The following is a 12,361-nucleotide window of genomic DNA, read 5'->3' as shown; positions in this document are numbered from 1 at the left end:
ATCAGCCGCCCATTGAGCGAGTGGAAGTGCCTGTTGCACTACGCTGCATGCTGGTCTGTTTCGCCACAGACTCACCGAACCCACCGCGGGTGATGGTGCTGGTGGTCGCAGGCTTCGGCGCCATCGCGGTTTTCGGGACGGTCACGGTGCGGCCCGGGGTCGCTGCGCCATAACCTTTGCCGCTGGCATCGGTATATTGACCATAAGCCGGGCTGGCCGGGTTTTTCGAGCTAAACAGCGGTTGCTGCTGATAGCCCGCACCGCCGCCCATCAGGCGGCCCATCATGTAGCCTGCCATTAATGGCATCCAGAAGCTGCCGCTGGACTGCGCCTGCGCCTGATTCTCCGGCGCAGTACCTGCCTGAGCTGGCGTCTGCTGACACTGTCCTTCACCAAATTCCGCCACGCAGTCTTCGCGCGAGGCGTATTTCGGCGCGGTGCGTTCCGCTTCTTTCAGGGCGTTGGTGTAGGCGGTTTTACATTCTGCTGCCTGGCCGGTTGCGGCGGAGCAGTCGTCCGCGTTTTGATACAGCGAAACCGTTTCGTCGTTTTTCTCACAGCCTGCCAGCATAAAGACCGCGGTTACTGCCAGCGCAACAGGGGTGAGATGACGTGCGTTCCAGCTTTTGCGGAACGACGCGTGATTGATCGTTTTTGTCCGTTTCATGTTTGTCTTCCAGGACCCAGTGGTAATAACGCTCAGGATAGTGGATGAGTGGTTGAAAATGAAGCGAAGAGGGGCGGAATCAGGGGGATCTTTACGTTGGCTTACGTTCGGGTGTGATTCAGCTGCGCCCTCTCCCGGTGAGAGAGGGCGTGATAACACTCTTAGTTACGGAACGGGTTAGAACCGCTGCTTGCAGGTGCCGTGCTACGCGCGGCCGCTGGCTGTGCGGCAGGGGCGCTGCCGTTAGCGTTGAAGTTATCAACGGCGGCAACCTGCTCCGGGTTCTCCGGTGCAACGCTGTCCGGAGAGGTGGAGACCGGCTTGCCCAGTGCGCTGTTCAGCATCTGCAGGTCTTGCTCGTTCAGCGTACCCAGAGCCTGCTTAATGTTCAGCTGGTTAATCAGGTACTGATAACGCGCGCTGGAGAGCTGCTGTTTCGCGTTGTACAGCGTGGTGGTCGCGTCGAGCACGTCAACGATAGTACGTGTACCGACCGAGTAACCCGCTTCCATCGCGTCCAGGGAGCTCTGTGCAGACACAACGGCCTGTTTATAGGCGTTGATGCTACTGATAGACGCGTTCACGTTGTTGAAGGACGAACGCACGGTCTGCACCACGTTGCGGTGCGCGCTTTCCAGCTGCTCGCTCGCGCCAACAAAGTTGTACTGCGCCTGTTTCACCTGAGAGTTGACCTGACCGCCCTGGTACAGTGGCAGAGAGAAGCTCAGGCCCACTTTGTTCTGACCCATATTGCTGTCGTCATACTGGGCAGAATTGGTTTTAGAGCCGCTGTAGGTCGTGTCAGAAACGCCGGTGGACGCGCTCAGGCTCAGGGTTGGCAGATGGCCGTCCTGCGCCTGACGAATTTGCTCGCGGGCCAGGTCCTGGCTCAGACGCGCCTGCAGCAACGTCAGGTTGCGGTTTTCCGCCTCTTTCAGCAGGGCGTTAACGGCCTGCGGCTTATCCGTTTTGAAGCTGTCGACGTTCAGGGAAGCCAGCTCAGGATAGTAATTCCCGGTCACCTGGCGCAGGGATTCCAGCGCGTTGTCGAGGTTGTTACGCGCAGTCACTTCGTTGGCCAGCACGGTGTCGTACTGTGAACGGGCGTTCTGCACGTCGGTGATCGCCACCAGACCCACGTTGAAGCGCTGGGTGGTTTGATCCAACTGGCGGTAGATCGCCTGTTTCTGCGCTTCGGTGTAGGAGAGCGCGTCAATGGCGCTCAGCACGTTGAAGTACGCGGTGGCAGTATTCAGGATCAGCGTTTGCTGGTCGGTCTGATAGGTCACATCCTGGATGCCCGCGCTCTTTTCCTGCAGGGTCAGGGCGCGCCATTTGGACATATCAAACAACGTCTGTGTTAATTGCAGTGAGGCGCTGGTAGCATTGGAGTTAACGCCGTTAGCGTCGCGGAAACCGTTGCTGTAGGTATAATCTGCACCTAAACCTAACTGCGGCAGCAGTGGGCTACGCGCTTCGTTAATCTTTTCAAACGCAGCATCACGATCGGCCGCTGATTTACGTAAATCAGGGTTGCCCAGACGTGCCTGCTGGTAGACCTGTAACAGGTTTTCCGCCTGGCTCATTGCACTGAAGCCCGTCAGGCTCAGGCCGATAAGGATGGGGAGCAATTTCTTCATTTGCATTCCTTGTTGTGAAGCAGTATTAGCGCTGATCTAATTAAAAAATAATTGCCGATTCTAACAGAATCATCCACACCAAAAGGTTGGCGTTACGTGCCATCTGGCGGTAATTTGCACCAATCTACCATATAGCCTTACAAACGGCAGCCAAACAGCCTTGAAATTCACAATTTCATCACCATTGCTACCAGGACTCGACTCATGCAAAAACCAGAAAAGTTGCCCGTGACATTCGCCAAAAACGATGTAGAAATTATTGCACGAGAAACGCTTTATAGCGGTTTTTTTTCGATGGATCTTTACCGTTTCAGGCATCGCCTGTTCAACGGTGAAATGAGCGGCGAAATCAGACGTGAAATTTTTGAGCGCGGGCATGCGGCTGTCTTGCTACCCTTTGACCCAGTGCGTGACGAAGTCGTGCTGGTGGAGCAGATCCGCATTGCCGCGTATGACACCAGTGAAAGCCCGTGGCTGCTGGAGATGGTGGCAGGGATGATCGAAGAGGGCGAGTCGGTTGAAGACGTCGCCCGTCGCGAGGCGCTGGAAGAGGCCGGGCTGGTGGTAGGCCGCACAAAACCGGTGTTGAGCTATCTGGCGAGTCCGGGTGGCACCAGCGAACGCTTATCCATTATGGTGGGCGAAGTGGACGCCACGACCGCAGAAGGTATTCACGGTCTGGCTGATGAAAACGAAGATATTCGGGTTCATGTGGTGAGCCGGGAACAGGCTTATCAGTGGGTAGAAGAGGGGAAAATCGACAACGCAGCGTCTGTCATCGCCCTGCAATGGCTGCAGCTGCATTATCAGACATTACGAAACGAGTGGAAAAAATGAAGCGCTATACGCCTGACTTCCCAGAAATGATGCGCCTGTGCGAAACCAATTTCGCACAGCTGCGCCGCCTGCTGCCGAGAAACGACGCACCCGGCGAAACGGTAAGCTATCAGGTGAGCAACGCGCAGTATCGGTTAACGATAACAGAATCAACGCGCTACACTACGCTGGTGGAAATAGAACAAACAGCGCCCAGCATCAGCTACTGGAGCCTGCCGTCGATGACGGTGCGTCTCTATCATGACGCGATGGTCGCTGAAGTGTGTTCAAGTCAGCAGATCTTTCGCTTCAAGGCGCGGTATGATTATCCGAATAAAAAGTTGCATCAACGCGACGAAAAGCATCAAATTAACCAGTTTTTAGCCGACTGGCTAAGATATTGTTTAGCACATGGAGCAATGGCGATTCCGGTTTGTTAGCGTCATAAACCTACCTAAGGACACCATTTGGAAAGCCTGTTGAACCTGACTGTTGCTGGTGGGGCGCCAGTCAGGATATTACAAATCACCGATACCCACCTTTTTGCCGAAAAGCATGAAACTTTGCTGGGGGTTAATACCTGGGAGAGTTATCAGGCGGTACTGAGCGCCATTCACGCTGAACATCGCGACTGCGACCTGATTGTCGCAACGGGCGATCTGGCGCAGGACCAGTCCTCCGCGGCCTACCAGCATTTTGCTGAAGGCATCGCGAGCTTTAGCGTGCCTTGCGTCTGGCTGCCCGGAAACCACGATTTCCAGCCCGCAATGTACAGCTCCCTTCAGGATGCGGGGATTTCTCCGGCGAAGTGCGTATTTGCGGGTGAACAGTGGCAGATCCTGCTGCTGGACAGCCAGGTATTTGGCGTCCCGCACGGTGAATTAAGCGAGTTTCAACTCGACTGGCTGGAGACCAAACTGGCTGCCGAACCTGAACGTCATACGCTGCTGTTGCTCCATCATCATCCGCTGCCGGCGGGCTGCAGCTGGCTGGATCAGCACAGCCTGCGTAACTCCGCGGCGCTGGATAGCGTGCTGGCGAAATACCCGCGCGTGAAACACCTGCTGTGCGGACACATCCATCAGGAACAGGATCTCGACTGGAACGGACGTCGCATGCTGGCGACGCCGTCAACCTGTGTGCAGTTTAAGCCGCACTGCGCCAACTTTACGCTGGATACCATCGCGCCAGGTTGGCGCTGGCTGGAACTGCATGCCGACGGCACGCTGACCACGGAAGTCTGCCGTCTGGCAGGCGCAGAGTTCCGCCCGGATACCGCTTCAGAAGGCTACTGATGTCTACGCTCCTTTATCTGCACGGATTCAACAGCTCGCCGCGCTCCGCAAAAGCGACGCAGTTTCGCCAGTGGCTGAGCGAGCATCACCCCCACGTTGAGATGATTATCCCGCAGCTGCCGCCGTACCCGGCGGAGGCGGCGGAAATGCTCGAATCGATCGTGCTTGAACACGGCGGTGAATCCTTTGGCGTAGTCGGCTCATCGCTGGGCGGGTACTATGCCACCTGGCTCTCACAATGCTTTATGCTGCCCGCCGTTGTGGTTAATCCGGCGGTACGGCCATTTGAGCTGCTGAGGGACTTTCTTGGCGAAAACGAGAACCCCTACACCGGGCAGCAATATGTGCTAGAGTCACGCCATATTTACGATCTCAAAGTTATGCAGGTCGACCCGCTTGAAGCGCCGGATCTCATCTGGCTGCTGCAGCAGACGGGTGATGAAGTGCTGGATTACCGCCAGGCAGTGGCGTATTACGCCTCCTGCCGCCAGACTATAGAAGAGGGCGGAAACCATGCTTTCACGGGCTTTGAGGATCATTTCACCCAGATTGTCGATTTTCTTGGACTGCACAGCCACTGACAATCAATGCGAATTGCTAGTTTAAATCATGACGCAAACCTATAACGCTGATGCCATTGAGGTACTCACCGGGCTTGAGCCGGTTCGCCGCCGCCCGGGGATGTATACCGATACGACGCGCCCGAACCATCTGGGCCAGGAAGTTATTGATAACAGTGTGGACGAAGCGCTGGCGGGCCATGCCAAACGCGTTGACGTCATCCTGCACGCCGATCAGTCGCTGGAGGTCATCGACGACGGTCGCGGCATGCCGGTGGACATCCACCCGGAAGAGGGCGTGCCTGCCGTTGAGCTGATTCTCTGCCGACTGCACGCGGGCGGTAAGTTCTCCAACAAGAACTATCAGTTCTCCGGTGGTCTGCATGGCGTGGGGATTTCCGTGGTGAACGCCCTGTCCAAACGCGTGGAAGTGAACGTCCGTCGCGACGGCCAGGTCTACAACATCGCGTTTGAAAACGGCGAGAAGGTGCAGGATCTGCAGGTTGTCGGCACGTGCGCTAAACGCAACACCGGCACAAGCGTCCACTTCTGGCCTGACGAAAGCTTCTTCGACAGCCCGCGCTTTTCCGTTTCTCGCCTGACGCACCTGCTGAAAGCCAAAGCGGTATTGTGCCCGGGCGTGGAAATTACCTTTAAAGATCACGTTAACAACACCGAGCAGACCTGGTGCTACGCCGATGGTCTGAACGACTACCTGTGCGAAGCGGTAAACGGCCTGCCGACGCTGCCGGAAAAACCGTTTGTCGGTAACTTTAGCGGTGATACCGAAGCGGTGGACTGGGCGCTGCTGTGGCTGCCGGAAGGCGGCGAGCTGCTGACCGAAAGCTACGTTAACCTGATCCCAACCATGCTCGGCGGTACCCACGTCAACGGCCTGCGTCAGGGACTGCTGGACGCGATGCGTGAGTTCTGCGAATACCGCAACATTCTGCCGCGCGGCGTGAAGCTCTCGGCGGAAGATATCTGGGACCGCTGCGCCTACGTGCTCTCCGTGAAGATGCAGGATCCGCAGTTTGCCGGTCAGACTAAAGAACGTCTGTCATCGCGCCAGTGCGCGGCGTTCGTCTCCGGCGTGGTTAAAGATGCGTTTACCCTGTGGCTGAACCAGAACGTTCAGGCGGCTGAGATGCTGGCTGAAATGGCCATCTCCAGCGCCCAGCGTCGTCTGCGTGCCGCGAAGAAAGTGGTGCGTAAAAAGCTGACCAGCGGCCCTGCGCTGCCGGGCAAGCTGGCAGACTGCACCGCGCAGGATCTCAACCGCACCGAGCTGTTCCTCGTGGAAGGGGATTCGGCGGGTGGGTCGGCCAAACAGGCGCGCGATCGTGAATATCAGGCGATCATGCCACTCAAGGGTAAGATCCTGAACACCTGGGAAGTCTCTTCAGACGAAGTGCTGGCCTCGCAGGAAGTGCACGACATCTCCGTTGCGATCGGCATCGATCCGGACAGCGAGGATCTGAGCCAGCTGCGCTACGGCAAGATCTGCATTCTCGCGGATGCGGACTCCGATGGTCTGCACATCGCCACGCTGCTGTGCGCGCTGTTTGTGAAGCACTTCCGCACGCTGGTGAAAAACGGTCACGTCCACGTGGCGCTGCCGCCGCTCTACCGTATCGACCTCGGCAAAGAGGTGTACTACGCGCTGACGGAAGAAGAGAAGGCGGGCGTGCTGGAGCAGCTTAAGCGTAAGAAGGGCAAACCAAATGTACAGCGCTTTAAAGGGCTGGGCGAAATGAACCCGATGCAGCTGCGCGAAACGACGCTGGATCCGAACACGCGCCGCCTGGTGCAGCTGACGATCAGCGACGAAGACGAACAGCAAACCAACGCCGTGATGGATATGCTCCTCGCCAAGAAACGTTCGGAAGACCGACGTAACTGGCTGCAGGAGAAAGGGGATATGGCAGATATTGAGGCCTGATGCCCTCACCCTAACCCTCTCCCACAGGGAGAGGGAATGGATCGTAGGCCCGGTAAGCATTAGCGTCACCGGGCTTTTTTACATCAAAACTCCATCTTCACCGTAAACTGCACTTCGCGCGGGTCGCCAATCTGGTTGCCCAGGTTGTTGGTCGCAATCGACGACGTGTAGTAGGTCTTATCAAACAGGTTCTTCACGTTCACCTGCAGCGTCACCGGATACTGCAGCTTCATCTTATACGCCGCAAACGCATCCGCCACGAAATAGCCCGGCAGATAATAATCCGCACCGTTGGTCGCCGAGCGGCGGCTTACGCCGTGCCCGCCGCCGCCGAGCGTCAGGGTATTCCCGGCAAACGCATTGTGAATATCGTAGGTGAGGAAGAGTGAGCCGGTGTGGCGCGGCACGTTCGGCAGCGGTTTACCCGCGTAATCCGGGTCCTCCAGCACCTTCGCGTCGGTATAGCCGTAGCTGGCGATAATGTTAGTGTTCTCGGTCAGTGACCCGGCAAGATCCACCTCCACGCCCTGGGAGCGCACGCGGCCCGCGGTTTTGGCGATGGTTTCGCCCCCAATGCTTTCGGTGTACAGCACGTTGCGCTTGTGAATATCAAACAGCGCGATATTGGCGGTAATGCCGTCAAACAGATCGAACTTTGCGCCTACTTCGTACGCGTTTGAGGTTTCCGGCGGCAGGTCGCCAATATAGCTCGCAATGGATGACTGCGGCATAAACGTCTGCGAATAGTTGGCAAACAGCGAGACCGCGGGCGTCAGTTTGTAAACCAGCCCCAGCTTCGGCGTCCACTGCTCGTCGCGGCTGTCGGTATTGACGTTAAACGGACGACCTTTGCCCGCGTACTGGGTGTAATACTGGTAGCGCAGCCCGGCGACGGCGATCCATTTATCCGTCAGGTATAGGGCATCCTGGGCGTAGGCCGAGTAGCTCTCCTGCTTGAGCGTCTGGTCGCTGTCAGCGGCGGAGACGGTTGTACACTCGTCGAGTTTGCCGTAAACCGGATTATAGATATTGAAACCTTTGACGTTCTTACAGCGCATCATGTCCGTGCGCAGCAGATCGTAATTTTCATACGACACGCCGGTGAGGATCTCATTATAAAAGCCCGCGATATCCACGTTGCCCTGCAGATCCGCACGGGTGCTGTGCATGCGCTGGGTCGAGCCCTGGGTTGCATCCACCCGGCGGGTCAGGGTGCCGGTTTTTGAATCGTAGGCCATGACGCGGGCCTGGTTGTCGCTGTATTTATCCTGGCTGTAGCTGTAGTCGAACTTCGCGGTCCACTGGCTGTTGAGGCGGTATTCCGCGTTAAGCTGAGCGAGATCGGACTGCCCGTCGGTCACGTTGAAGGGCTCGTCAAAGCGGGTTTTGCGATCGACGTCGACGGCCTTTTTAGTGTTGAGATCGAAGATCGTTCCGCGATCGAACGGCGTCTTATAGTCGCGATGCGAATAGAGCACGGTCACGGTGGCATCGTCGCCGAACCAGGTGAGCGACGGGGCGATAAAGGTGCTGCGTTCGTTGCCAAAATTACGCCAGTAATCCTCGTCCTGATACTCGCCCGTGAGGCGATACGCCAGGCGCGTGCCCTCAATCGGACCGGTGACATCGACCTGTCCGGTGCCGCCGCCAAAGCTGGAAGAGGTGGCAGAAATCGAGCCACCGAAGATTTTCTCCGGGCGCTTCGTGACGACGTTAATCAGGCCGCCCGGATCGAGAATGCCGTACAGCGTTGAGGCCGGGCCTTTCAGCACCTCCACGCGTTCGGTTGCGGCGTTAAAGCTGCGCGGCAGCACGGTGCGCAGGCCGTTGGTCATGATCGAGCCGTCGCGGTTTGCGCCAAACCCGCGGCGTACGAAGGCATCCTGCGTACCGCCCAGGGTGTTGGTCTGCACCACGTTGCTGACGTTATAGAGCGCTTCATCGAGCGTGGTGGCGTGCTGATCCGCCAGCACCTTATCGCTGACGGTATTCACCACCTGCGGGATATCCAGCATCGGCATGTTGGTCAACGTGGCGGTGGAGGTATTCAGCGGCTGGTAGCCGTTGGTGGCCTCCGCCGTAGCATTTGGATCGGCGGTGACGGTAAGCGTTTCGCCGTCTTTAGCCGTGGTGTCTGCTGCCTGCGACAGCGGCGCCATAAACAGCAGTGAAAAGAGCGCGCGCCCTTTTATCCCAGAGAGTGAAGGTGTGAACGTAGCCATTACAACTGTTATCCCAAAATATCCGTGAAGGTGCTTCACGGAAGAACCTGTGAGTCATTGCCCTTTATGGTCTGCCCGTTAGCCAGAACTGGCATCGAACATGTAATTGAGAATCATTCAATCATGAGGAAATGTAGTAGTAAATGAAAAAAGCTAAAAATCGGCTACATCTCTGAAACGTAACGGAAAAGCACAGGGTTAATCACTTAATTAATTGAAAATTAAGTATTTATTGTTTCATCGACCAGTGTGGTAGCACACCGTTACCCTTGGTTTTTTCAGGGTGTTTCTTCCCTTGACTACTACATGGCGCGGCCTCAAACTCTCAAAAGAGAATGATTTTTATTTATATTTGTTTCCCTTTTTTATTACGTTGGCATGCACGTGGCTCACAACACGACAAAACCGGGTCTGGTTCTGGAGAATCTTTCTGCCGGTTATCAGAAAAAAATCATCGTTGATGATATTTCCCTTGCGGTCCCCCAGCAGAAAATCACCGTTCTGGTGGGGGCGAACGGCTGCGGAAAATCCACGCTGCTGAGTACCATCGCGCGTTTGCTTCAGCCGCTTGGCGGCGCGGCGGTTCTCGACGGCAAGGCGATCCACGCGCAGCCGACGAAAGCCGTCGCCCGCCAGCTTGGCATCCTGCCGCAGTCTCCGCTGCTGCCGGAAGGGTTAACCGTCTTTGAGCTGGTCTCGCGCGGGCGTTTTCCCTGGCAGAACGTTATGCGCCAGTGGAGCGACGAGGACGAGCAGGCGGTGGAGGAGGCCCTGCGCCTGACCGGCACGGCCGAGTTTGCCCACATGCCCGTCGAAAGCCTGTCCGGCGGCCAGCGTCAGCGCTGCTGGATCGCCATGGCGCTGGCGCAGCAAACGCCCTATATCCTGCTGGATGAACCCACCACGTTCCTCGATCTCCGGTATCAGGTGGAGATCCTCGAACTGCTGCATACGCTGACGCGCGAGCACGGACGTACCGTGGTGGTGGTGCTGCACGATCTCAACTTCGCCGTGAGCTACGGCGATTCGCTGGTCTTTTTACGCCAGGGAAAAGTCGAGGGCGTACTGCATGAAGGGGACGCCTGCACGCCGGAGCTGATTAAAGCGGTGTTTGATGTCGACGTGCATATGTCCATCAATCCGCTGACCGGTAAACCGTTCTTTATGCCGTTTCGCCAGGTCGCAAAACAGCCATGATGCGCACCTCTCTGGCTTTCCTGATGTTCGCCCTGCTGCTTGCAACCGGCGCGATTGCCCATCTGGGGATCGGCGCCCGCTTTATCGCCCCGCAAACGGTGGTGGAGGCCATCCTCCACTTCGATCCGCGCAATTTCGACCATAACATCATCATCAAGCTCAGACTGCTGCGCCTCTGCGCCGCGATGGTGGCGGGGGCCGCGCTCGGTGTGGCGGGCGTGCTGCTGCAATCCACGATCCGCAACCCGCTCGGCGAACCGCATATTCTGGGGCTCAACGCCGGGGCGGCGCTCGCGGTGGTGCTGACGAGCGCGCTGGGGATGACGCTGCCGTTTGGGCGCCCGCTGATTGCCGCCGCCGGAGCCGCGGCGCTGTTTCTGCTGGTGCTCACGTTCTCCTCGTCCGGACGCACCGGGCTTACACCGATGAAGGTCACGCTGTGCGGCGTGGCGATGTCGGCGTTTGCCTCGTCGATTACCGCCACGGTGCTCATCCTCGATGAACAGACGCTGCTCGCCATGCGCACCTGGCTGGCGGGGGATTTAGCGGGGGTCAGCGGTGAAACGATTGCCGCTGCCCTGTGGGTGGCTGGCGTGGGCTTTGCGCTGGCGCTCTGGCTGTCGCCCTCGCTCAACATGCTGGCGCTGGGCGACAGAATGGCGCAGGGGCTTGGCGTATCGCTGCTGAAAACCCGGCTGCTCGCCCTGATGGCTATCGCGCTGCTCTGCGGTGCGGCGGTCTCCCTCGCCGGGCCGATCGGCTTTATCGGCCTCGTGGTGCCTCAGCTCGTTCGCCGTCTGGTGTCGGTCGATCTGCGCGTGATGGTGCCGATGTCCGCCCTGTGCGGGGCGCTGGTTCTGCTGCTGGCGGATATCGCTGCCCGCACGCTGTTTTCGCCCTGGGAGCTGGCAACCGGCATCATGACCGCGCTGGTTGGCGCCCCGGTCTTTATCTTCATGGCCTCGAGGATGTTTAAATGAACCGCGCCGGACTGCGTGCGCTACGCGTTGGCACCTTCTCGGCGCTGGTCCGCCCAAAGGCGCTGGTATGTCTGGTCATCCTGACGCTGGCCGCCTGCCTGCTGACGGGGTTTGGCCTGACGCACGGCTCTCTGCCCATCCCCACTTCCGCCATCGGGCGCGCGCTGTTTTATCCAGAAAGCCTGACGTCAGAGACGCGCTACATCGTGATGGATATCCGCCTGCCGCGCCTGCTGATGGCGGCGCTGTGCGGTGGGATGCTCGGCATGGCGGGGGCGGCAATGCAGTCCATTACCCGCAATGGCCTGGCCGATCCGGGGCTTATCGGGGTGAAAGAGGGCTGTAGCGCGGCGGTACTGCTGCTGATATTTCAGTTCCCGGCGCTGGGCCTGGCCTGGCGGCCGCTGGTTGGTATGGCCGGGGGGCTGCTCACCGCGCTGCTGGTGGTGGCCCTGGCGCGCGATATCTCACGTCCGCGATTCATCCTGATCGGCATCGGCGTGTCGTGGGTCTTTGCCGCCGCAATGGGCGTCTTTATGACCACGGCGGACGTGCGCGACGTGCAGACGGCGATGCTGTGGCTGGCGGGCAGCCTCCACGCGGCAAACTGGACGCTGGTCTGCATTGCCGCTGCCTGGGCGCTTCCGGCGTTTGCGCTGCTGCTGTTTACCGCCCGCGCTGCGGACGTGGCGCTGCTTGGTAACCACACCGCAGCGGGCCTTGGCGTGCGCACAAACCGGCTGGCGCTTCTAAGGGTTCTCGCCCCGGTAGTGCTGACGGCGGCCTGCGTCTCCTGCGTGGGCAGCATTGGTTTTGTCGGGCTGATTGCGCCGCACATGGCGCGCCTGCTGCTCCGCGGCGGGCAAACGGCGCTCCTGACGGGTAGCGCCGTGCTGGGGGCGCTGCTGGTGCTACTGGCGGATAACGTCGGGCGGCTGGCATTCCTCCCTCTGCAGCTGCCGGCGGGAATTGTGATTTCACTGATTGGCGGACCGTTTTTCCTGCTGCTGCTCTGGCAGCGTCGGGACAGATTTTAGGGGAT

The 12,361-nt window shown here is 58.5% G+C and carries 11 protein-coding genes; 8 read left to right on the top strand and 3 right to left on the bottom strand.

The annotated features are described in order from the left end of the window. Position 1 precedes the first annotated feature (1 nt). Together IM294_RS05860 and tolC are read right to left on the bottom strand one after the other, a co-directional pair. Positions 2-667, bottom strand: coding sequence for a DUF1190 family protein (locus tag IM294_RS05860; protein ID WP_028014445.1), 666 nt, complete (start codon positions 665-667; stop codon positions 2-4). A gap of 161 nt (positions 668-828) precedes the next feature. After that, complete coding sequence (gene tolC / locus IM294_RS05855) at positions 829-2,307, bottom strand: outer membrane channel protein TolC (protein ID WP_028014444.1); 1,479 nt, start codon at positions 2,305-2,307, stop codon at positions 829-831. A gap of 204 nt (positions 2,308-2,511) precedes the next feature. On the opposite strand from tolC, the gene nudF reads away from it, so the two are divergent. Genes nudF through parE form a run of 5 tightly spaced genes read left to right on the top strand, consistent with a single transcriptional unit; the run spans position 2,512 to position 6,920 of the window. After that, on the top strand, positions 2,512-3,144 hold the full coding sequence (gene nudF / locus IM294_RS05850) for an ADP-ribose diphosphatase (RefSeq protein ID WP_028014443.1): 633 nt from the start codon (positions 2,512-2,514) through the stop codon (positions 3,142-3,144). Then, complete coding sequence (locus IM294_RS05845; protein WP_003862516.1) at positions 3,141-3,563, top strand: DUF1249 family protein; 423 nt, start codon at positions 3,141-3,143, stop codon at positions 3,561-3,563. The genes nudF and IM294_RS05845 overlap by 4 nt, the downstream gene beginning before the upstream one ends. A gap of 27 nt (positions 3,564-3,590) precedes the next feature. Next, a complete protein-coding gene (gene cpdA / locus IM294_RS05840) occupies positions 3,591-4,418 on the top strand; it encodes a 3',5'-cyclic-AMP phosphodiesterase (RefSeq protein WP_028014441.1) in 828 nt (275 codons plus the stop codon). After that, positions 4,418-4,999 carry an esterase YqiA gene (yqiA, locus tag IM294_RS05835; protein ID WP_041908103.1) on the top strand — a complete coding sequence of 194 codons (582 nt, stop codon included), beginning with the start codon at positions 4,418-4,420 and terminating at the stop codon, positions 4,997-4,999. The genes cpdA and yqiA overlap by 1 nt, the downstream gene beginning before the upstream one ends. Positions 5,000-5,027: 28 nt before the next feature. Next, on the top strand, positions 5,028-6,920 hold the full coding sequence (gene parE / locus IM294_RS05830; protein WP_028014439.1) for a DNA topoisomerase IV subunit B: 1,893 nt from the start codon (positions 5,028-5,030) through the stop codon (positions 6,918-6,920). 83 nt (positions 6,921-7,003) lie between these two features. Here the strand turns inward: parE and IM294_RS05825 are convergent, their stop codons facing one another. Beyond that, the gene (locus tag IM294_RS05825) at positions 7,004-9,142 is read right to left on the bottom strand and encodes a TonB-dependent siderophore receptor (protein ID WP_047367385.1); all 2,139 of its coding nucleotides are present in this window, start codon (positions 9,140-9,142) and stop codon (positions 7,004-7,006) included. 384 nt (positions 9,143-9,526) lie between these two features. Here IM294_RS05825 and IM294_RS05820 point away from each other — a divergent pair, with 384 nt between their 5' ends. Genes IM294_RS05820 through IM294_RS05810 form a run of 3 tightly spaced genes read left to right on the top strand, consistent with a single transcriptional unit; the run spans position 9,527 to position 12,356 of the window. Then, complete coding sequence (locus IM294_RS05820; RefSeq protein WP_126817121.1) at positions 9,527-10,339, top strand: ABC transporter ATP-binding protein; 813 nt, start codon at positions 9,527-9,529, stop codon at positions 10,337-10,339. Continuing rightward, positions 10,336-11,319 (top strand): iron ABC transporter permease, encoded by a 984-nt coding sequence (locus tag IM294_RS05815; protein ID WP_126817123.1) that lies wholly within the window; start codon positions 10,336-10,338, stop codon positions 11,317-11,319. The genes IM294_RS05820 and IM294_RS05815 overlap by 4 nt, the downstream gene beginning before the upstream one ends. After that, a complete protein-coding gene (locus IM294_RS05810) occupies positions 11,316-12,356 on the top strand; it encodes an iron ABC transporter permease (RefSeq protein ID WP_100170875.1) in 1,041 nt (346 codons plus the stop codon). The genes IM294_RS05815 and IM294_RS05810 overlap by 4 nt, the downstream gene beginning before the upstream one ends. The last annotated feature ends 5 nt before the right edge of the window (positions 12,357-12,361 follow it).

Origin of the sequence: Enterobacter cloacae complex sp. P43RS (genome assembly GCF_014930585.1) — a bacterium.
Classification (GTDB): Bacteria; Pseudomonadota; Gammaproteobacteria; order Enterobacterales; family Enterobacteriaceae; genus Enterobacter; species Enterobacter bugandensis.
Note: the sequence above shows the minus strand (reverse complement) of the source record. Positions and strands in the feature narration are given on the sequence as shown.

Bases quoted from the DNA above. Each gene is read 5' to 3' on its own strand.
- IM294_RS05815 (WP_126817123.1), top strand. From the start codon at position 10,336: ATGATGCGCACCTCTCTGGCTTTCCTGATGTTCGCCCTGCTGCTTGCA.
- IM294_RS05860 (WP_028014445.1), bottom strand. From the start codon at position 667: ATGAAACGGACAAAAACGATCAATCACGCGTCGTTCCGCAAAAGCTGG.
- IM294_RS05810 (WP_100170875.1), top strand. From the start codon at position 11,316: ATGAACCGCGCCGGACTGCGTGCGCTACGCGTTGGCACCTTCTCGGCG.
- parE (WP_028014439.1), top strand. From the start codon at position 5,028: ATGACGCAAACCTATAACGCTGATGCCATTGAGGTACTCACCGGGCTT.
- nudF (WP_028014443.1), top strand. From the start codon at position 2,512: ATGCAAAAACCAGAAAAGTTGCCCGTGACATTCGCCAAAAACGATGTA.
- yqiA (WP_041908103.1), top strand. From the start codon at position 4,418: ATGTCTACGCTCCTTTATCTGCACGGATTCAACAGCTCGCCGCGCTCC.
- IM294_RS05845 (WP_003862516.1), top strand. From the start codon at position 3,141: ATGAAGCGCTATACGCCTGACTTCCCAGAAATGATGCGCCTGTGCGAA.
- IM294_RS05825 (WP_047367385.1), bottom strand. From the start codon at position 9,142: ATGGCTACGTTCACACCTTCACTCTCTGGGATAAAAGGGCGCGCGCTC.
- tolC (WP_028014444.1), bottom strand. From the start codon at position 2,307: ATGAAGAAATTGCTCCCCATCCTTATCGGCCTGAGCCTGACGGGCTTC.